This window comes from Psychrobacter sp. FME13 (assembly GCF_014861395.1).
In the GTDB taxonomy this organism is placed as follows: domain Bacteria; phylum Pseudomonadota; class Gammaproteobacteria; order Pseudomonadales; family Moraxellaceae; genus Psychrobacter.
In genome coordinates, this window is record NZ_RRYV01000051.1 from 1 (window position 1) to 20,120 (window position 20,120).

Sequence of the window (20,120 nt, forward strand, 5' to 3'; positions counted from 1 at the left end):
GTACTACGCTATGCTTTAGGTTGGCAATATATCTCTGGTTTTGCGTAAGTCCTAATCATATATTAATCCGGCATATAGCCATAAAACTTGTAAAACACCCGACGAAAATATTGAGTACTACTAAAACCAAGCTGATTAGCAATTGGAGCAATTTTTTGTCTCTCTTGTAATAGTTTCATGGCTAACTGCATGCGTTTATGAGTTCGATAATCACCAATCGTTAGAGTCGTTAATTTCTTAAATTCGGCCTTTAAATAACATTCATTTGTGCCTGTTTTTTGCGCAAGCTCTCGTATCGTCCAATTCTTATTGTAAAACTCATCAAGAAGCAGTTTGGCTTGATAAGCAGAATTAAGAACCTGTACTTTAGCCCCGCCTATTTCAGTAATACATTGTTTCAATAATAAACTCGTAAAGGTTAAGCATTGTCCTTGTAGTGCCATAAATTTAATATCATCAGTGGGACTAGGTGTGTTATAAACCTCCCAGCCCTGCATTACAAAATTTGCCGCTTTGGTAGTCAGGTTTAAAGGTAGAATTGACGAATCGGACATAGTCATTAATTTGGATATGATTAAATTATTGGCATCTGTCTGCTGCTCTATTTGTGTGGCTAATTTACCAACAAAGTCTTTATCTAGCTCAATATATAAGGCTTTAATGTCTTCCTTAGCACTAATAATTGTGCTCAATCTCCCTAAATCGCCTTTTATTAACCAAATGGCAGGCGCATTTATCGTTACTTGCTCAAACTGTTTTAGCTTGGTTCTATTTACCTGCCTTGCTTCTGTTTTTACTGTTGCTTTTACTCCTACTTTTTCTTCTATAGTCACTTTGTCGTCTAGCTGATATTCATAGCTCCCTTGCAAAACAATGTATAAAACATAACTGGTTTGGCAATTAGGATTAATGAATTGATGATTTCTATGAAAGTAGCAATTGACCCGTGATAGACCAATGCTACCGAAATCATAACGTTCAAAGTAGCCATCACCAATAGACTTATCAATATAAATGATTTGACTTAACTGATTAAACCGCTGTACATTTTTTACCATGCACCAGTCATTAATCATTTCTAATTGCTTATCAAACACATATTTCATTTTATCTCTTCTTATAATACTTTTAGGGGCTGTCCTAGATAACTAGTTCAAACCCTGTTTAACCCATTGTTTTAGTTGATGTAGATGCTATCCTATATAATTTTACTTATCTAGGACAGCCCCTAGTTTTATGGCAGTGATTAGAAAATTGCTTAAGGGGATCAATCGTCCACAGGATTGATTGTTTCGTTCTTCTTTATCTGATACCCACATGATTTTTTGGTCGAAATCAATCTGATTCAACAGTCCTGATGCATGAACGGCAGGTCGTATGCCTGTTTGAATGATGATAATATGCCATAGCCAAACGCTATAGCAGTTAAACTGCTCAATGTACCTGTCATGAAGAATATCCGAACCATGCTTTAATCGACCGTTATAGCTTTCTATAGCACCGTTAAGTCTAGTAAAAAATGCTTGGCAGGCATTCAGAGTTAATGGCATATTACTGCCTACATATTGCTTTAAATGATTACTTTTAATACCCTGTTTTGCTATATGACGTAGTTTGTTCTTGCTTTCCTTATCACAATGTTCAGTCAATAGGTGTATAGCACTGCTATAGGTACTCTCTAAATTTTGTGTGCTAATACTTGTGTAGTAAAGTGGTGAGCTGTGCTTAACATCAACACCAGTAATAATGTCAACGTGTAATGGCTGATGAAGTTCGTTGTTTATAATGGTATGCAAACCATTGTCGATATATTGATTACTTAAAGCGGGCAAGCTAAGTTGTTCTTTTAAATCCTTAAGTGATTTTTTTACATCCGAATTACTGACTATAATTTTCTCTGTAATAACTGCCTGTAGCTCAAATGGTAATGGCAATTTAAATTCATTGTGAACCGCCCCAGGATTGTCGGAGACTTAATATTCTGAGAGAATACGACAATGAAAAGACAAACTTATACTCCCGAGATGAAAGAACGCACCGTTCGCATGCTGATTGAAGCGTCTTGCGATTACCCCTCCACATGGTCAGCTATTCAAGCCATTGCACCTAAGATTAGCTGTACACCTGAAACCCTGCGATCATGGCATAAGAAGCACATAGAGCAAACCATTCCGGCATCAGTACAAGCCCAAAGCCAAGAGCAACGTATTAAAGAGCTTGAACGCGAAAACAGAGAGCTCAAGCAAGCCAATGAGATTATACGTAAGGCTGCGGCTTTTTTCGCCCAGGCGGAGCTCGACCGCCCACTCAGACAATGGTTCAGTTTATTGATGACTATAGAGGTAGTTATGGGGTCGAGCTTATCTGTCGAATACTACCGATTGCCCCGTCAACCTATCATCGTGAAAACTATTTAGCTAACAATCCTGAAAAGCGTTCACTGCGCAGTCAGCATGACGACTATTATCTCAGCGAGATTAAACGTATTTGGCAGGATAGAAAATGCCGTTATGGTGTGCGTAAAGTCTGGCAGCAGATGAAGGCTGATGGCGTAAAGGTTGCTCGTTGCACCGTAGAGCGTTTAATGAAGCAGTATGGTATGCAAGGCATCTGGCGTGGCAAAGGCAAGATTACCACCAATAGCCGTGATGACCAGAAGCGCGCTGATAATTTGGTCAATCGTAACTTTAATGCCCATCATCCTAATCAGTTATGGGTGGCTGACTTTACTTATATCAAGACGACGAGCGGCTGGGTTTACACTGCCTTTATTATTGATGTGTTTGCTCGTGCTATCGTTGGTTGGAAAGTCTCTAATCGCATGAATACCGATATGGTTATGGCTGCGCTAAATCAGGCGATAGCAGACAGGAACAACCCTAAGGATGTCATTCATCACAGTGATCGAGGGGTTCAGTACTTATCCATTCGCTATACTGATAAAATGGCTGACTCTGGCGTGATTGCTTCTGTCGGTACAACAGGCGACTCGTATGATAATGCATTGGCTGAAACGGTCAATGGCCTATATAAGTCTGAGGTGATTCAATATTTAAAAGAGAGCTGGACTGGCGTCAACGATGTTGAATTAGCCACGCTTGAATGGGTGGACTGGTTCAATAAAACACGATTGCATAGTACGATTGGTTATGTGTCACCTTTTGAATTTGAAAAGCGGTATTATGATAGTTTAATCCTGTCAGGTGTTGCTGCCTGAATCAAGTAAATCACTCTCCGATAAAGTCGGGGCGGTTCAGTTTGCGTCTTTATCAATATCGCTAACAGGGTAAATGTCTTTGCTCAAAACCACCTTAGCTTCGTATTTTATTCCATCCTTCTCTTTTTTCTTCTTTTTCTGCTTTTCAAAGAATGAAGATATATAGTCAACATTTGGTCTTCTATATTCTTCTCCTAATGCTTTTTGTAATGTAAACACATGGTGGTCTGTGTCCAACTCCTCGACCATAAGACCATTTTTCCAAACAGAACCAATAGGTATTTTGAACATAAGTCTGAGCGGTAGTTTCACGTTCATTTCATAGCCCGTTTTACTTACAAAAATAACTTCCACTCGTCTATTGTCATTACCTTCACCTAAATTATATAAGCTTTTGTACCAAATAACTTGATATGAAGAGTTATAGAAAAACCTATTTTTGATACCTTTTTTATAATTAACTAAGTTGAGAAAGTCACTAATGTCAATATTTGATTGCTTAGCTATTAAATCTATTCCTTTAAACGGTTCAAAATTACTCATTTATTACTCCCTATCGATAATATCTATTATGACAGGTTATATGGAATTTTGACAAAGATTGTGGAAAATGACAGCCCCCACCGACCAAGGCCACGGCTGATATTGTATGATGAACTTGCCTAAATGGCCGTGTGCCATAGTCATAATCGCTGTCTGCGACTGAATACGTACTGGCTACTTCTAGTGCATCTTCGTCACTGAGGTCAGGCAAAATAGTCGGTAGCCGCGATGCCATCAATGTCTTACCTGAGCCGGGTGGCCCAGTAAACAGTATCGAGTGACCACCTGCTGCGGCAATCTCTAGCGCACGCCGCGCATGGTGCTGTCCTTTGACATCGGCCAAGTCCACTTGATAGCCGACATGCTTTGGGGCGATACTGGGTGTGACGATATCCAAAGGCTGATAAAATCCGCTAGAATCTGCCAATGACCGTAAGTGATCGCAGACGGCTTTGAGACTTTGGGCGCTTAGTACCTCTACGCCCTCGACACGGCTGGCTTCCGCCCCATTATCCATTGGTACTATTAACTTGACTGATTCTGACGTCTCTACTGAGTGCTGCTCGCTTAATGGTCGCTCGTTACTGCTCGATGACGTTGCAGCCAGTCTTTCCGCTTTAATCGCTCGTGCAACTGCCAAACTGCCTGTTACTTGTCGCAAGTTTCCGTTTAACGCCAACTCACCGATAAACTCAAACCCTGATAATACCTCCGGATCGAGCTGGTCGCTGGCTGCCAATATACCTATCGCGATTGGTAAGTCTAGACGCGCACCGTCTTTGGGCAAATCAGCAGGCGCTAAGTTAATAGTAAGGCGGCGATTAGGAAACTGAAACCCAGAATTAAGAATCGCGGAGCGTACTCTATCCTTACTCTCACGTACCGCAGCTTCAGGCAAACCAACAATGGTCAAAGCCGGCAGGCCTTGCGATAAATGCACCTCAATAATAACCTTGGGTGCGTGCAAACCGACGACTGAACGGGTATAGACTTGAGCAAACGACATGAGTATTTCCTATAAAGAGGCTCTCTCGATAATAGAGGATTATCTATAGGTGCGCAAATGTCGTGTTTTGAATCATAAGTGCCTATACTTAATGAGCCAGTGACTATCCCATGATACCTAGACGTTTTGCCTAAAAGCACTCGCCATTCACCCCACTACTAACAAGGATTTGTTATACTAGCGACTGTCTATTTAGACATAAATATTGCTGTAAAAATGCTCGTAAATAAACGATTAAGACCACTATCGGTGAGCCGGACAAAACCCAGTAATAGCTATGGTCAACATGAGGAATATCGCATGACAGAACATTCAGAACCAAACACCCAGCAGCCTTACAATCGCGCTGGAGAGCAGCCGACGACCACGCGCCCTGTCATGCAACCAGACAACCCTTATGCCAGTACGCGCGGTAGCATTACGAGCAAGCAGCTACCTGCATTTGATGAAGCGATTATCAATAAATACAATCGCTCAGGGCCGCGATATACCTCTTACCCAACGGCATTAGAGTTCTCACCAATCGCTGACGGCCTTGAGACAAAAATCCTGCAAAATCGTGAAGCGCGTGCGCCATTGTCTCTATATTTTCATATTCCGTTCTGTCGCCACCTTTGCTATTACTGTGCTTGTAATAAAATTATTACCAAAAAAAATAGCGATTCAGGTGACTATTTACAGTACTTAATCGCTGAGATTAAGCATAAGCGTCGCTTGTTATCTGCACCTGAAGGTAGCAGCAAACCATTGGTCAAACAGCTACATTTGGGCGGTGGTACGCCGACGTTTTTGCGTGATGAAGAAATGGTTCAGCTGTGGGAGTTTTTGCTGACGCAGTTTGAGTTTTTACCCGAAGATGAAGGTGATTACTCTATCGAGATTGACCCGCGCGAGCTAAGTGGAGACACGCTAAAAGTGTTACGCGGGCTAGGTTTTAACCGCATTAGCTTGGGTGTACAAGATTTAGATGAAACGGTACAAATCGCCGTCAATCGTGTGCACTCAGCAGAGTTGATTGAAAACGTGCTAAATGAAGCGCGTGAACTGGGCTTTCATTCTATCAATATTGACCTGATTTATGGTCTACCGCATCAGACCCCAGATACATTGGACAAAACCGTACAGCGCATCATTGAGATGTCACCAGATCGTCTGTCGGTATTTAACTATGCGCATCTACCTGAGCGCTTTAAGGCGCAACGTCAGATCAAAGATGAAGATCTACCCAGTCCAGCAGCCAAGCTTACAATGCTTGGCAATACCATCAATACATTAAGCGCGGCGGGCTATCAATATATCGGTATTGATCATTTTGCCAAACCTGATGATGAGCTCGCTGTCGCACAGCGCGAGGGTAAATTGCATCGTAATTTTCAGGGTTATACCATCATGGGTGATTGTGACTTATTGGGCTTTGGTGTGTCGTCTATCAGTCAAATTGCCAATGCCAATACTCGCTACATCCTTCAAAATGATACTGATCTGCAAACCTATCAAGCCAGTATAGATGCTGCACAGAGCAATCTTACTATCATGCCTGCGGTAAAAGTTATCAAAACATCGATTAAAGATCGCTTACGTGAATACGTGATTATGAATTTGCTCTGTCATGACTATATTGATTTTAAAGATGTGAATCAAAAATTCGGTATCGATGCGATTACCTATTTTATCGATGAAATAGCACAACTCGGTGCGATGCAAGACGATAGACTCATCGATATGGATGCCGCTGGTATTCGTGTCTTACCACGTGGACGCTTATTGGGTCGAAACGTTGCGATGGTCTTTGATGAATATCTTGAGACAAAACACAAAGATCGTTTTTCTAAAGTGATTTAAAACAATTTTGAATAAACAAAAGAAAGACCTCAATAGAGGTCTTTTTTTATCTGAAATGATAGTTACTACACTTTTAACTTATCACCCACCATACCTTTAACGGTACTTAAAATATCAGCAGGTAACACCACCATTTTTGAGTTATCAGATTCAGCCAACTCACGGATTGCTTTGATATACTGCTCACCAAGTAAGTAAACAATCGGCATCTCTTCTGTACCCATGGCATTGGTAATCAAACGAATCGACTCTTCTGAGCCTCTCGCTAGCACTACCTGCGCTTCAGCATCACGGCGTGAGGCCTCTAGACGCCCATCTGCTTCTAGGATAGCGGCCTGCTTTTGACCATCAGCACGGGTTACCGTCGCACGGCGTAGACGCTCTGCCGCTGCCTGCTCTTCCATTGATGCTTGCATGGTTTGTGAAGGGTTAATGTCTTGAATCTCTACCGTCTTTAGCGTGATGCCCCAATCGGCGATATCTTCTGAGATTGCATGCTTTAGCTTGGTTTTGATTTCGTCACGGCTAGACAATGCACTATCAAGATCCATTTCACCAATGATCGAGCGCAAAGACGTTTGCACCAGATTTCGAATACCATATTCATAATCTTCGATGCCATACACTGCTTTGTCAGGGCGTACGATATTAATATAAGCCACGGCATTGGCAATGATAACTACGTTATCTCGGGTAATGACTTCTTGTGACGGAATATCCAGCACAATATCTTTGGTGGTGACTTTATAAGCCACATCATCGACATAAGGAATAATAAGATTAAGTCCAGGCTCTAACGTTTGGCTATATTTCCCCAATCGCTGTACCACCCACTTATAACCCTGCGGTACGATACGAACCCCTTTAAACACGGTAAATACAACCAGTGCAATTAAGACTATCATGACGATACTAAAGCTTTCCATAACCCACCCCTATTATTATATTTGTTTACTATTATTCGTCGCTGCTTGCGATTTCATACTACTCACAATTAACTCGTTACCAACGATGTCTGTTACCACTACCCGATCACCAACCGCTACCTGCTCCCCTGTCGTACGACACATCCATTCCGCCGCACCAACGATAGGAACACTAAACCTCACCGTACCCGCATGATTAGGCTGCGGTTGTACGATTATCATGCCTGTTTCGCCAACGATAACACTGCCACCCAATCCTGCTTTGGTACGGTCTACCGATAAAGGCTTAATAAATTTGAACCAAGCCAATAGAAATATGGCCGACAGCACCAGCCAAATAATAATTTGGACAAAGACTGAAACAGGCAATAACCATGAAAGGGCTGCAACGATGATGGCAGCAGCACCAAACCATAGGCTTGCAAATGTGGGCACAAACATCTCGACAATCAATAATATGAAGCCTAAAACGAGCCAATGCCAAGGTTCAATCATCCAAAGTATTTCCATCGTTGCGATACCTCTTATCTTTGATATTCTAGCTTTCAATGTAACACACTTTTCGTATCCATAAATTCTTAAAAATCATCAATCTACGATGTTCACAGCTTAATAAACATGAGAGAAAATATAAAAGTCTAACGCACAAAAAAACGCACCCCGAAGGATGCGTTTTTTTATTTATTCTTTATTTGATTAGAACTTAAAGTGAGCGCCTAAAGTAAAGCCGCTTACGCTAATATCCTCAAATTCATCCTCAACTTGAGGATAAATATTATACATAGCTTCAATAGAGGCCATAGGACTGATGTTATAGCCAAGACCTAACCCACCAGCTACTCCTGTATCAGAATGACTCAAACTCTCATTTTGACTAGCATCGAGTTTATCCGTGTATTCCGCCTCGATTTTATTTTTTGCGATACCCAAACGACCTTTTGCATAAAGTCCAGTACTTGGAAAAGTATAGTCATAAGTACCATATAAGCCATATACATCAGCACTATATTCAGCTTTCTCAAAACGTTCATTGAACGAATCAGTATCACCAGTGGTTAAATATTCAGCCTCTACACCAAACTCTGGAGTAAATTTATAACCACCATAAACGCCATATGACACTGCGTCATCATCTACATCTGCATCTGGGCTGTACTGACCAACTTTTACACCAACATACGGCTGACCTGCATAATTAGCAGCAGCTTGAGCGCTTACACTCATCAAAGAACCAACTGATAGAGCGATTAAAGCTTTCTGTAGAGTGTTCATATATTTCCTATTAAGTAAGGCTAAAATGCCATCTGCATAAATATAGCAAAGCATAAAATTTAGATGGACTATTGTTGAATACGAGATTCTAGCAGAACCTTATTTTTAATGCACTCTTTTTTGATGACTTTTGTTTTATTTTTACCACGTGCAAAAAAACGCACCCCGAAGGATGCGTTTCTTATTTATAACACTATTTTTTAAATAGTTTAGAACTTAATATTTGCACCTACAGTCATAAGATCTGTATCGCTACCCAACATGTCATATTCTGCTTCTACGTTGAAATTAGAGTTTACTGAATAGCCAAGCCCTACACCACCAGCTAAACTAGTATCTTTATCTTCGCCGTCGTAGAGTCCCAATGTCGTGTTAGTCGCTTCAACTTCAGTTCTTGCCACACCTAGCTTACCTTTTGCGTATAAGCCGCTATCCGCGAAAGCATGGCGATAAGTACCGTAGGCACCGTAAGATTTGGCATCAATATCACCACCACGGTAATCAGCGTCATCTGAACCAACATATTCAGCTTCAAGACCAAAGTTAGGATCAAAGTTATAACCAGCATAGACGCCATAAGCAGTTGGATCATCGGCATTATTCGTATCTAAATCGAATTGACCGACTTTGGCACCGACATATGGTTGACCAGTATAGCCATTACCATAAGAGACCGCGGCTTGTGCGCCTACGCTTAATAAAGAACCTGCTACTACTGCCATTAAGGTTTTTTGTAGAGTTTTCATTTTATATCCTTAAAATTACATTTTGGTTATGTATTATCTGTATGAGAAAAGCTCATCAGATAAGCCTTCAATAAAAGGGTTTAGAAAAATATTTAGAATTTTAGCTGTGCACCAACAGTTAATAGGTTGGTATCGACATCGCTGTCCAGCATCGAGTATTCAGCCTCGACACCGAAGTCAGGGTTGACTGAATAACCAAGACCCACACCGCCTGCAATACCTGTATCACTGGTAGAGTTCGATACTTTAACCGCACCGTTAGTGTAGTCACCTTCAACTTCAGTCTTTGCAACCCCTAGCTTACCTTTTGCATATAGACCAGTATTCGGGAATTGGTAGCGAGCGGTACCGTATGCACCATAAGTCTTGGCATCCAGATCACCGTTACGATAATCAGCATCATCCGAACCTACATATTCTGCTTCGACACCAAAAGTAGAATCAAAGTTGTAACCACCATAAACTCCGTAAGCGGTTGGATCATCTGCGTTATCAATGTCTAAATCGAACTGACCAACTTTAGCACCAACATATGGCTGTCCAGTATAGCCATTGCTATAAGATGTAGCGGCTTGAGCACCAACCGTCAATAAAGAACCAGCTGTTAATGTAAGTAATACTTTTTGTATATTTCTCATTATGAACTCCTTAACATCGATCAGAATAAGCAAGTTACTTGTGATGACTTCTATAGTCATATCGCCTTGCTTCCGATGAATATAATAGTAACAAACTATTTCATACAGTCTGTCAGTGTTTAACGGCACGAGAGTTAAGATTTGCAAGCATTCATCATTGAGCGGGTTACAAAGGCCAAAAAATGAAACTTTTTTGTTACAATCACCCTATTTATGCAATAATCCCTACTCATTTCACAGATTCGCTCCTCAAAACCCTAGGTCAATACGCCTGAAATAATAAAAATTAAGAGAAAAAATGACAAACCTTATCCTTAATCATATGCAATCAGCGCTCGACAAGCTCAAAACAAATCAACAATACCGTCAACTCCCAAATCTGAGGCATAGTGGACGGTATATCGTGAGCGAAGGTAAAGCTTTGCTTAATATTGCGAGTAATGACTATCTTGGCTTGGGCGGTGATGCTGAGCTACAAGAGGAATTTCTCAACCAAATAGAAGGATTACCTGCAGCAACAGTACCTAAAATGAGTGCTACCTCTTCACGGCTCCTCACAGGTAACAACACACAACTACAACTATTAGAGTCAGAATTACAAAGTTGGTATCAGAATGCGGTAAATCAACAAGGCGTACCTACCAACAAATCTGTACTGGTACTCAATAGTGGCTACCATGCAAATATTGGTATCTTACCTGCACTGACCTTATTGCCAGTCAAAACACTTATTTTGGCTGACAAGCTGGTACATGCCAGTATCATCGATGGATTGCAACTGAGCCAAAGTAAGCTTGTCAGCTATCGCCGTTATCGTCACAATGATTACGAGCATTTGGCCAGATTTATTGAACAAGCAGACCCAGCCGTTGAGCGCATTATTATTGTTACTGAGAGTATTTTTAGTATGGATGGTGACCGCGCCGACTTACAAAAGCTGGTGGCATTAAAAGCTAAAGACGCTCGTATAGAGCTATACGTCGATGAAGCACATGCGGTTGGTGTTTTAGGTAATACAGGATTAGGGCTGGCAGAAGAGACAGTAACGTTGGCTGAAATTGATTATTTAGTTGGTACCTTTGGTAAGGCTTTCGCGTCAGTTGGGGCGTATATCATGTGTAATGAGACCGTCAAACAGTGGCTGATTAATACTATGCGCCCATTGATTTTTAGTACGGCGTTACCTCCTATCAATCATGCATGGACACGATTTATTTTAGCAAAAATGCCCACATTGACTGACGAACGCGCACATTTGGCACAACTCTCTACCACACTGAGTCAGGCCATCGCACCGCAATATCGTGTATCCTCAGCGGCTGAAAACGTCTATTATAACTCACCCATTGTGCCCTATATGCTGGGTGATAATGCGCGTACACTTGCCAAAGCACAACAACTGCAAGCGGCAGGGTTTTATGCGCTGCCTATTAGACCACCTACCGTTCCCGAACACACCGCCCGTATCCGGTTGGTTATGAATGCCAAACTGACCAATAAAGACTGCAATCAGCTGATACAGCAGCTCATTTAGTCAAGATGGTTTTGCACTTTATTGATCACCTTTATTATGAGATATCAGCCTTTTTATCCAAAAAACCGTCTGACTTAGATGACCTGAATAATATGACAACACTCTCTACAGCCACTCACTTTAGCATCAGAAAACAAATCATCGCTCGCCATTTTGCAAGCGCTAGAGACTATGACCAACATGCCAATGTTCAGCAAATAGTTTGTCAGTATCTACTGGATAATATTGCTCATACTAAACAAAGTAGTGTATTGGAAATCGGTGCAGGCACAGGTCAAATGACACGGTTACTCGCTGAGCAAATCCACAGCCATCACTGGCTCATTAACGAATTATGTAGTGAGCATACTGTTACATTACAATCAATACTGCCCACTGCTGAAATCATCGTTGGTGACGCTGAAACCCTAGGTTTGGCAGAAAACCATAGTTTGATAGTCAGTGCCAATGCCGTGCAATGGTTTGATGATCCATTGAGCTTTGTCGCACAATCAGCACGCCGCTTACAACCTGAAGGACAGCTGGTTTTTAGCACCTTTACCCCAAATAATTTTTTGCAGATTAAAACATTAATAGATCAAGGACTACTGTATCCGAGTATCGAGGCATGGCAACTAGCGTTAAATAAGGCAGGGTTTATAGATTGTCAGGTAACCACACAGCGTTTTGATTTATGGTTTACACGCCCCTACGAGGTGCTTAAACACATGAAACTAACGGGAGTATCGACCAATCAAACGCAAATACAGTCAAATAATACACCACCATTTACGTGGACAAAAACACGGTTACAGCAGTTTGAGCAAGCGTACTGGCAGCAGTTTTCTGTAAAAGATGAAGAAGGTAAGCTCGGTGTAAGCCTAACTTATGAAGCGCTTATAGTGAGTGCATTTAAACCTTAATCACGCAGCATATGACAAGAATAGTAGCTAATAGGAAGCACAATTATTGGAAATAGTAGCCATAAAAAAACGCATCCCGAAGGATGCGTTTTTTAATTTAATAACTTATCGGCTTGTATCGACTATACCATTTTTAAAAACTTGAGTAGCAAGCCAAACCAGCGTAAGGGCTACATTGCGTCGACTAAGCAAGTTTGATGCAGCTCATCGCGTTGTTAAATTTGATATTACTTCTTGTCTTCGTCGACTTCAGTGAACTCAGCGTCCACAACATCATCATCAGCTTGGTTAGTGTCTGCTTCACCTTCAGCACCTTGTTGGAACTGGCTTGGATCCATACCTTCTGCACCAGCGCCGCTATCAGCATAGATTTTTTGGCTGATTGGCAAGAATGCATTGTCTAGCGCTTCAAGCTTGGCTTTGATGTCATCATGATCATCTTCTTTGGTCGCTGTCTCAAGCTCAGTAATAGCCGCTTCTACTGTTGATTTTTCATCATCAGTGACTTTGTCTTCGGCTTCTTTTAGTGCTTTTTGTACCGCATGGATACGACCATCTGCTTCGTTACGTACTTGCGCTAGGTTAGCGAACTTCTCATCCTCAGCAGCATTGGCTTCTGCATCACGAACCATTTGTTCGACTTCTTCGTCCGACAAGCCAGAATCTGCTTTGATCTGGATGCTTTGTGCTTTACCAGTACCTTTATCAGTTGCTGAAATATTCATAATACCATCAGCATTGATGTCAAAGGTTACTTCGATTTGTGGCAGACCACGTGGTGCTGGTGGAATATCTGTCAAGTCAAAACGACCAAGCTGTTTGTTTTGGTTAGCGATTTTACGCTCACCTTGATAAACCTGAATGGTTACTGCTGGTTGGTTGTCTTCAGCTGTTGAGAATACCTGTGATTTCTTAGTAGGAATCATAGTGTTTTTCTCAATGATTGGTGTCATAACACCGCCCATTGTTTCGATACCTAAAGTCAATGGAGTCACATCAAGCAATAGTACGTCAGTTTTGTCACCAGATAATACGGCACCTTGAATTGCTGCACCTGCTGCTACTGCTTCATCAGGGTTCACGTCTTTACGTGGCTCTTGACCGAAGAACTCTTCTACTTTTTTCTGTACTAAAGGCATACGAGTCTGACCACCAACTAGGATGACGTCATCGATATCACCAATTTTTAGACCGGCATCTTCAAGAGCAATTTTACAAGGACCCATGGTACGCTGTACTAGATCTTCAGTTAAACTCTCTAGTTTTGAGCGGCTGATAGTAACAACCAAATGCTTAGGACCACTGCTATCAGCAGTGATATATGGCAGGTTTACTTCAGTACTTTGGGCACTTGATAACTCAATTTTGGCTTTTTCTGCAGCTTCTTTTAGACGCTGCATCGCAAGAGAATCACCTTTTAGGTTGAAGTCTTGGTCTTTTTTGAACTCGTCTACTAAGAAGTCAATCAATGCTGAATCAAAATCTTCACCACCAAGGAATGTGTCACCATTGGTTGCTAGTACTTCGAACTGCTGCTCACCATCTACGTCAGCGATTTCGATAATTGATACATCAAACGTACCACCACCCAAGTCATATACAGCAACGGTGCTATCGCCTTGCTTTTTATCCATACCATAAGCAAGTGCAGCAGCAGTTGGTTCGTTGATGATACGTTTTACATCAAGACCAGCAATTTTACCTGCATCTTTAGTCGCTTGACGCTGTGAATCGTTGAAGTATGCAGGTACAGTGACAACAGCTTCTGTCACGCTTTCACCAAGATAATCTTCAGCTGTTTTCTTCATTTTTTTCAAGATTTCAGCAGAAACTTGTGGTGGTGCAAGTTTTTTACCATTGATTTCTACCCATGCATCACCGTTATCTGCTTTGGCGATTTTGTACGGCACCATACCGATGTCTTTTTGTACAACTTTGTCATCAAAACGACGACCAATCAAACGCTTAATCGCAAACAATGTATTGCTTGGGTTGGTGACTGCTTGACGCTTAGCTGACTGACCAATAAGGATTTCGTCATCTTTATAAGCGACGATCGATGGTGTTGTGCGAGTGCCTTCAGCATTTTCGATGACTTTAACCTTATCACCTTCCATTACTGCCACACATGAGTTAGTTGTACCTAAATCAATACCAATTACTTTACCCATAATCAATTACTCCTAATTTGTTTTAAATATAAATAATTATATGCTCAGACCAATGTCGGTCACTTGTTGCTTTATATCGGTTTACTTGTTGATTTTTTCAAGTCAAAACCCACACAAAAATTGTCTTTTGTGTGATTTTTTGTGAAAACCCTTATTAATATTAAGGTTTAGCACAGTTAAAGACTTATTGTTCCTTAATTATATAATAAAGCTGTTATCTTAACTCTCGTTATATTAGCGATAACGGCCTAAAAACTATTGACCGACACGTACCATTGCTGGACGCAGCAGACGACCATTTAGGCTATAGCCTTTTTGCAGTACAGTACCGACAGTATCAGCTTCAGCATCTGCATCAATACCAACCGCTTCATGTAAATCAGCGTTGAACTTTTCACCTTGTGGATCGACCGCCTCTACACCATTTTTAGTCAGTAGTGCCAATAGCGCTTTGTGCGTCAGTTGCACCCCTTCAGCGACTGGATCATTAGCATCAGCATTTTCGATAGCGCGCTCTAAGTTGTCGACAATATCCAACAACTCCTTGGCAAACTTTTGTAGCGCGAACTTTTTGCTCTTTTCTGCTTCTTGTTCCATACGCTTCTGCGCATTGTACGCTTCTGCATTGGCGCGAGCCGTGGTTTCCTTGGCTTGCTTAACCTCACCTTCTAGCTCAGCGATGCGTGCTTTAAAAGTCTCAAGGTCGATATCATTGTCGATGGTCGCCTCTTCACCTGAGTTGTTTTGTGGATCAAATTCTTTCAGTGTTTCATCTAAAACACTTTCACTCTGATCAATATTATCTTGCGCCACGTTTTGCTCGCTCATAATAGCTCCTTAGAATGTGATAATGACGGTTCATATAGGACACGGCAGACTGGCTCATTACCAGTCATTATGCGTCCTTATTAGATACTTAAAATATTTCGCTCATTATTTTATTAATGCGCTTTACTAGCTGCTTGATAAAGGTGATAGGTATAAATTTCAAGCCTAAAACGCAGGATTTTTTCTAATTTGCCACAAATTTTGTCTTAATTTAAACTAAAGTGCTTGTGAAGTGTTTCCTTTGCCCTAATCAGATGTAAGTAGGCGCTAAAAATATCGATGGCTACTGGCTTCTATAAAATTGGTTTCTATCCATAGGTCATCTAGGATCTGTTGAATATTCAAATAACAATATCGTTATTTATCAGCGTTACCAGTCAAGGTAATCATCCAAATCTCCGAACGTGTGCTTAATCTAAAAGGCACTGCACCGATGCCATAACCTGACGTCACCAAAAACTGCGTATCATTTAAGCGCTTTGTTCCATAGTTGAGTGGTGAAAACCAATTCATTAAAATTGTTAATGGAAAAATTTGCCCACCATGAGTATGCCCAGACAAGTGCAAATCAACCGGCAACACTTTGATCTCATCCATCATAGAAGGACGATGCTCTAAAAACACCACAGGCTTATTCGTATCAACCTGGGTCATTAACTCCTTCGCTGACAATCTGGTCTGATCAACATCATCCGAACGCCCAACCAACCACACTGAGTCATCTAATAACACGCTCTCATTATCAAGCGCTTTAATCCCTGCGGCTTCAACGGCTTCAGAGATGGCTTCATCATAACCTCGATAATCATGATTCCCTAAGGTGGCATAAACCCCAAGTGGTGCCTTTAGTTTTGATAAATGTTCGTGCATATTTGTGTTGTCATAAGCAATCGTCGTGTCGTGCATGATATCGCCTGCTATGACGACGACATCAGGATTTTGCGTATCGACTAAAGCAACCAGTTTATCTATCTGATGATTACCGAACCACCTCCCCCAGTGGGTATCAGATACTAAGGCGATGCTCATAGGCTCATTCAGCGGCTTGTCCGTCGTAACCGTCAAACGATGCACCACAGGCGAGTAAGCATTAAATACCGCCAAGCTGACAATAGCTATATAAGCCGTGAACGCAAATACACGTGTGAGCTTAGGGCGCGACTGACACTTTAATAATTTATTAAAAAAGAGTGATAGTACAGCAGTGGCTATCCCTGCATAAAACATAAATCCCTGCAAGATACCGCTGACCAGATAGACACTAAAACGCTCACCCCAAAAATCACTTAGACCATAAACGAGAAAGGCATTATTAACGATAAAAACACTTATTACCAAAATCACCTTAACGCTTTGGCGTTTTGGTTTGATAAACCACCAAAGCAACAGACAAGTCATGATAGAGAGTAATTGCGTGAATCCAATAAACAGCCACATAGTAAAATCCACTCAGATAAAAATGAGGTTATCTTACGTTAAAAACAGCTTTTTTTTAGTGCTCAGCCTATATTTCATCAATACTTCATGATTTTTACATAAAACTTTATGAGATAAAGTCGTATGATTTATCATAAGAGTCGTACAGAAAATAAAGGTAAGAGTATGAATAAACGCTGGGGGTTTTGGACACTTTGGGTATGTATCAGTGCCATCGCTGGTTTTATATGGGGCATTATATTAAATAATGGTTCTTGGTTATCTATAGGCGGTATGGCATCAGGTATCAGCTGCTTTATTGTGTTTTATACGCTGCTTGATGATTTTGCACGCAAAAAACAGTGGCATCGTTTTATCGCAGCTTTGAAGACAGGCGTATATATAAAAGCAGGGTTACAGATTCTGAATCTGGCCATGCCTATTGCTCGTTTTGTCTCACCAGAAATTTTAGCAGGGATGGCGGCTGTCTATATCGCTGAACGTTTGGGATTAGATTATTATCAAGCTTTGTCATGACGTTAATAACAGGTGCATTACTGTCGTTATGCGTTGGGGTTATCAGCCTTATCGTGTTTTTGATATCAAATAAGAAAGCACGTACTATTACGACAAACGACATATCATAAATCTGCTTATTATAGAACCTACTTACTTTTTGACAGAACTGCCTTAGCGTTTGTCTGGCGCTATTTTACAGACGCCATTTTTACAGGCTTGCATGACTGCTGTTCCATATATCATCTTGGTCACCCAGTTTGGAACTCTATAACGATTGCGGGCGACATATGGGTAGCCAAAGTTACCCAGTTGCTTGACCACTGGCAAAAACAACAACGGTGACCATTTAACACCGCCAGTCTTGTAGAGCAGCCGCACAGCATCCATGTGTGTGTACCAATTGCCATAGCTGTCCTTTATACACATATAGGTCATCGCATCCTCACGGCTAAACCCTGCGACCGCCAGCTCATCTAATCCCTCCTCTATAGGAACCAAACGTATCTTCTGTGGCTGGCGTTTTTTCATATTATGCGCCTCGGTGCTGCATATCACGCAGGCATCATCGTAGTACATCGTGATGGATAAACTCGCCTGCTCTCTATAGCTGTTGATATGGTTTTGGATAATCATGTTACAACTCCTTTATGAGTGATACCTAAACATCAAGGCTATTAACTTTTTCGGTCGTGTTAACTACTGAATACTTATTGACTGGTGCTAATAAGGGGATGACTGGCTGCTGCGTCCATTGCGGGGCGGAGGTATCTAAGCGCTTAGCCAGTATCGGTAAGTGATTAGTCGGCACCGCTGGAAATAGATGGTGCTCAATGTGATAGAGCAAATTAAACGTCAATAGGTTGATGAGCGGATGGCGCTCACTGCGAGCATATACCACCTCATCGCAACCATGATGTACGCTCCATACCGCAAAGAACCCCACCATCGTATTGGCCAATATCATCACCAATACGTGATACACCAATACTGGGTGCATCGTGATAAAAGCAATGACAACCACTGCGAAGATAAGCAACAGATCAAAGGCAACAAGTATACGATTACGGCGGCTACCATGCGTCAACCCAAACCACTGAATCGCAATCGAGAACAACCCGCCACCTAATATCGCCTTATACCATGGCAAGCGTGCCCAGTTGCCCTCAACATCGCTGTCACCAAGCGGATCTCGGTGATGGTTGAGATGAGTGTGTCGAATAGCATGTGTGCTACAGAGCATCGTGATACTGAGAAAAAACAGCATGAGCTCGGTGGCAACTCTTCCCACTCCTAGCGTTCGATGATAACAATCATGCGCTTGTCTCAGTGCAGCGGTAAAAAAGAAGAATGTCGACACAAGTGCAAGCAACCACCAGCCCTGCCACGCACTCCACCATGACAGTAATAGAAAAGGTAATGATAAAAAAATATTATAAACAGTCTCGCTCAGACTAAGCTGACGCAAATCTTGCCATTCAATACTGGCTAATGAAGGATGACGCATGATGTTCTCCTTACTTGATGATAAGCAGTAGCTGGCGTGCAATGCAACTACTTGGTTCAACTGGCTTAGTGTTATTTACTTTATTTCTGTTAAAAGTGAAAATAATAGACAAGTTTTATCTGTGCTTAGTATTTATGGTCAGTATTTGTGCTTAGGTAATACGACCCATCCTGTGACGATAGCGCTGAGCCCGCCTAGGATACTAACAGGCAAAAAGAGTGCCACTATAGCTACACCTGATAAGATAACGTTATCTAAAGCGCCAGCCGAAAGCCCTGCTGGTAATAAGATTATGGCTAGGAATACGATAAAAGTGCTAAGACAACCGATGATAAACAGGGGTAATACGTCATTAGATGAATCAAAGTATATCTGAAAATGGCAGATAACCACTCCTGTAACTAGTGAAGGCAATAAACCAATCAGGCTTCCAAGTATAATAATACTGAATAAGATGGTCATAGCTTGCATCACACCAAAACCAGCAGTTGTTATCGCGCCTGCTATTACACCTATTATAGCAATAGGTAAGCCAATAATTGAGCTACCTATTGCACCGCCTAATAGCCCATAAAGCCCTATTACTCTACCGTTTGGGTAGTTTGGTACTGTAACTGTAGCGCCGCTCTCTATACTATTCATACACCCTCCCTTTTTTTACTTTATTTCTGTCAAAAATGAAATTCATAGATAAATTTTATTTATGTTTAGGTAGTACAAACCAGCCTATTATTACAGCGATTGCACCACCATTACAGCAAAATAGAAAAAGCATCACAGCGACATCTATAAAATCTTTATCTAGAGTAAACAACACCATGTATATAAAAGTGCTTACAAAACCAATTATAAATAATAGTACCGCCTTTTTTATTGAATCTTAGATTAACACACCAAGTGCAACGCTAATTAATATTATAGAACGCCTGCATAGGCGTCTTAAACCCTAATCGTTTTCTTGGTCTGTTGTTTAATTTGTTCTCAATGTCCTGCATCTCATCATCAGAGACTTGTCTAAAGTCACAACCCTTAGGCAAGTACTCTCTGATAAGGCCG

At 41.3% G+C, this 20,120-nt stretch carries 19 protein-coding genes, 2 pseudogenes and 1 other annotated feature; of the genes and pseudogenes, 5 read left to right on the top strand and 16 right to left on the bottom strand.

Annotation, left to right across the window (positions count from 1 at the left end; translation table 11 throughout):
• Window positions 1–62: 62 nt before the first annotated feature.
• Window positions 63–1,106: a helix-turn-helix transcriptional regulator gene (locus EI164_RS08130; protein ID WP_192519480.1), complete on the bottom strand. Its 1,044-nt coding sequence runs from the start codon at window positions 1,104–1,106 to the stop codon at window positions 63–65.
• A 102-nt stretch (window positions 1,107–1,208) separates the two neighbouring features.
• Window positions 1,209–1,934: a hypothetical protein gene (locus tag EI164_RS08135; protein ID WP_192519481.1), complete on the bottom strand. Its 726-nt coding sequence runs from the start codon at window positions 1,932–1,934 to the stop codon at window positions 1,209–1,211.
• A gap of 63 nt (window positions 1,935–1,997) precedes the next feature.
• Here EI164_RS08135 and EI164_RS08140 point away from each other — a divergent pair.
• Window positions 1,998–3,217 (top strand): IS3 family transposase gene (locus EI164_RS08140; RefSeq protein ID WP_225739183.1). Its coding sequence is split into 2 segments (ribosomal slippage): window positions 1,998–2,283 and window positions 2,283–3,217, totalling 1,221 coding nucleotides; the frame shifts between segments, so codons are not numbered across the junction.
• Window positions 2,273–2,389: a sequence feature (AL1L pseudoknot), on the top strand. Its footprint overlaps the gene before it by 117 nt.
• Before the next feature lie 36 nt (window positions 3,218–3,253).
• Here EI164_RS08140 and EI164_RS08145 read toward each other — a convergent pair.
• Together EI164_RS08145 and EI164_RS08150 are read right to left on the bottom strand one after the other, a co-directional pair.
• A complete protein-coding gene (locus EI164_RS08145) occupies window positions 3,254–3,760 on the bottom strand; it encodes a hypothetical protein (protein ID WP_192519483.1) in 507 nt (168 codons plus the stop codon).
• Window positions 3,761–3,833: 73 nt separating this feature from the next.
• A pseudogene (locus EI164_RS08150) lies at window positions 3,834–4,766 on the bottom strand (YifB family Mg chelatase-like AAA ATPase); the annotation flags it as partial.
• A gap of 378 nt (window positions 4,767–5,144) precedes the next feature.
• On the opposite strand from EI164_RS08150, the gene hemN reads away from it, so the two are divergent.
• Window positions 5,145–6,608, top strand: coding sequence for an oxygen-independent coproporphyrinogen III oxidase (gene hemN / locus EI164_RS08155; protein ID WP_413038452.1), 1,464 nt, complete (start codon window positions 5,145–5,147; stop codon window positions 6,606–6,608).
• Window positions 6,609–6,673: 65 nt separating this feature from the next.
• Here the strand turns inward: hemN and EI164_RS08160 are convergent, their stop codons facing one another.
• The 5 genes from EI164_RS08160 to EI164_RS08180 form a co-directional block, all read right to left on the bottom strand.
• Window positions 6,674–7,534, bottom strand: coding sequence for an SPFH domain-containing protein (locus EI164_RS08160; RefSeq protein ID WP_192519486.1), 861 nt, complete (start codon window positions 7,532–7,534; stop codon window positions 6,674–6,676).
• A gap of 15 nt (window positions 7,535–7,549) precedes the next feature.
• Complete coding sequence (locus tag EI164_RS08165) at window positions 7,550–8,044, bottom strand: NfeD family protein (RefSeq protein ID WP_225739184.1); 495 nt, start codon at window positions 8,042–8,044, stop codon at window positions 7,550–7,552.
• A gap of 186 nt (window positions 8,045–8,230) precedes the next feature.
• The gene (locus tag EI164_RS08170; RefSeq protein WP_192519487.1) at window positions 8,231–8,806 is read right to left on the bottom strand and encodes a porin family protein; all 576 of its coding nucleotides are present in this window, start codon (window positions 8,804–8,806) and stop codon (window positions 8,231–8,233) included.
• Window positions 8,807–9,015: 209 nt separating this feature from the next.
• The gene (locus EI164_RS08175; protein ID WP_192519488.1) at window positions 9,016–9,552 is read right to left on the bottom strand and encodes a porin family protein; all 537 of its coding nucleotides are present in this window, start codon (window positions 9,550–9,552) and stop codon (window positions 9,016–9,018) included.
• Window positions 9,553–9,644: 92 nt separating this feature from the next.
• Window positions 9,645–10,190, bottom strand: coding sequence for a porin family protein (locus EI164_RS08180; RefSeq protein ID WP_192519489.1), 546 nt, complete (start codon window positions 10,188–10,190; stop codon window positions 9,645–9,647).
• Between the two features lie 298 nt (window positions 10,191–10,488).
• On the opposite strand from EI164_RS08180, the gene EI164_RS08185 reads away from it, so the two are divergent.
• Entirely contained in the window at window positions 10,489–11,724 is a 1,236-nt protein-coding gene (locus tag EI164_RS08185) for an 8-amino-7-oxononanoate synthase (RefSeq protein WP_192519490.1), read from the top strand.
• A 92-nt stretch (window positions 11,725–11,816) separates the two neighbouring features.
• On the top strand, window positions 11,817–12,626 hold the full coding sequence (locus EI164_RS08190) for a methyltransferase domain-containing protein (protein WP_192519491.1): 810 nt from the start codon (window positions 11,817–11,819) through the stop codon (window positions 12,624–12,626).
• A gap of 227 nt (window positions 12,627–12,853) precedes the next feature.
• Here EI164_RS08190 and dnaK read toward each other — a convergent pair whose 3' ends face one another.
• The 3 genes from dnaK to EI164_RS08205 form a co-directional block, all read right to left on the bottom strand.
• Window positions 12,854–14,797 (bottom strand): molecular chaperone DnaK, encoded by a 1,944-nt coding sequence (dnaK, locus tag EI164_RS08195; RefSeq protein ID WP_192519492.1) that lies wholly within the window; start codon window positions 14,795–14,797, stop codon window positions 12,854–12,856.
• Between the two features lie 255 nt (window positions 14,798–15,052).
• Entirely contained in the window at window positions 15,053–15,625 is a 573-nt protein-coding gene (gene grpE / locus EI164_RS08200; protein WP_192519493.1) for a nucleotide exchange factor GrpE, read from the bottom strand.
• Window positions 15,626–15,982: 357 nt separating this feature from the next.
• Window positions 15,983–17,062 carry a metallophosphoesterase gene (locus tag EI164_RS08205; RefSeq protein ID WP_192519494.1) on the bottom strand — a complete coding sequence of 360 codons (1,080 nt, stop codon included), beginning with the start codon at window positions 17,060–17,062 and terminating at the stop codon, window positions 15,983–15,985.
• A 165-nt stretch (window positions 17,063–17,227) separates the two neighbouring features.
• On the opposite strand from EI164_RS08205, the gene EI164_RS08210 reads away from it, so the two are divergent.
• Complete coding sequence (locus EI164_RS08210; protein ID WP_192519495.1) at window positions 17,228–17,578, top strand: hypothetical protein; 351 nt, start codon at window positions 17,228–17,230, stop codon at window positions 17,576–17,578.
• Window positions 17,579–17,731: 153 nt separating this feature from the next.
• On the opposite strand, the gene EI164_RS08215 is transcribed toward EI164_RS08210, so the two are convergent.
• From EI164_RS08215 to EI164_RS16975, 4 genes and pseudogenes are all read right to left on the bottom strand, one after another.
• A complete protein-coding gene (locus EI164_RS08215) occupies window positions 17,732–18,193 on the bottom strand; it encodes a thiol-disulfide oxidoreductase DCC family protein (protein WP_192519496.1) in 462 nt (153 codons plus the stop codon).
• 25 nt (window positions 18,194–18,218) lie between these two features.
• Window positions 18,219–19,064, bottom strand: coding sequence for a fatty acid desaturase family protein (locus EI164_RS08220; protein WP_192519497.1), 846 nt, complete (start codon window positions 19,062–19,064; stop codon window positions 18,219–18,221).
• 138 nt (window positions 19,065–19,202) lie between these two features.
• Entirely contained in the window at window positions 19,203–19,706 is a 504-nt protein-coding gene (locus EI164_RS08225) for a hypothetical protein (protein WP_192519498.1), read from the bottom strand.
• A gap of 263 nt (window positions 19,707–19,969) precedes the next feature.
• Window positions 19,970–20,120: pseudogene (locus tag EI164_RS16975) on the bottom strand (IS30 family transposase); the annotation flags it as partial.

Bases quoted from the DNA above. Each gene is read 5' to 3' on its own strand.
- EI164_RS08160 (WP_192519486.1), bottom strand. From the start codon at position 7,534: ATGGAAAGCTTTAGTATCGTCATGATAGTCTTAATTGCACTGGTTGTA.
- EI164_RS08220 (WP_192519497.1), bottom strand. From the start codon at position 19,064: ATGCGTCATCCTTCATTAGCCAGTATTGAATGGCAAGATTTGCGTCAG.
- EI164_RS08225 (WP_192519498.1), bottom strand. From the start codon at position 19,706: ATGAATAGTATAGAGAGCGGCGCTACAGTTACAGTACCAAACTACCCA.
- EI164_RS08130 (WP_192519480.1), bottom strand. From the start codon at position 1,106: ATGAAATATGTGTTTGATAAGCAATTAGAAATGATTAATGACTGGTGC.
- EI164_RS08165 (WP_225739184.1), bottom strand. From the start codon at position 8,044: ATGGAAATACTTTGGATGATTGAACCTTGGCATTGGCTCGTTTTAGGC.
- hemN (WP_413038452.1), top strand. From the start codon at position 5,145: ATGCAACCAGACAACCCTTATGCCAGTACGCGCGGTAGCATTACGAGC.
- EI164_RS08215 (WP_192519496.1), bottom strand. From the start codon at position 18,193: ATGATTATCCAAAACCATATCAACAGCTATAGAGAGCAGGCGAGTTTA.
- EI164_RS08185 (WP_192519490.1), top strand. From the start codon at position 10,489: ATGACAAACCTTATCCTTAATCATATGCAATCAGCGCTCGACAAGCTC.
- EI164_RS08145 (WP_192519483.1), bottom strand. From the start codon at position 3,760: ATGAGTAATTTTGAACCGTTTAAAGGAATAGATTTAATAGCTAAGCAA.
- grpE (WP_192519493.1), bottom strand. From the start codon at position 15,625: ATGAGCGAGCAAAACGTGGCGCAAGATAATATTGATCAGAGTGAAAGT.
- EI164_RS08180 (WP_192519489.1), bottom strand. From the start codon at position 10,190: ATGAGAAATATACAAAAAGTATTACTTACATTAACAGCTGGTTCTTTA.
- EI164_RS08170 (WP_192519487.1), bottom strand. From the start codon at position 8,806: ATGAACACTCTACAGAAAGCTTTAATCGCTCTATCAGTTGGTTCTTTG.
- dnaK (WP_192519492.1), bottom strand. From the start codon at position 14,797: ATGGGTAAAGTAATTGGTATTGATTTAGGTACAACTAACTCATGTGTG.
- EI164_RS08190 (WP_192519491.1), top strand. From the start codon at position 11,817: ATGACAACACTCTCTACAGCCACTCACTTTAGCATCAGAAAACAAATC.
- EI164_RS08205 (WP_192519494.1), bottom strand. From the start codon at position 17,062: ATGTGGCTGTTTATTGGATTCACGCAATTACTCTCTATCATGACTTGT.
- EI164_RS08210 (WP_192519495.1), top strand. From the start codon at position 17,228: ATGAATAAACGCTGGGGGTTTTGGACACTTTGGGTATGTATCAGTGCC.
- EI164_RS08175 (WP_192519488.1), bottom strand. From the start codon at position 9,552: ATGAAAACTCTACAAAAAACCTTAATGGCAGTAGTAGCAGGTTCTTTA.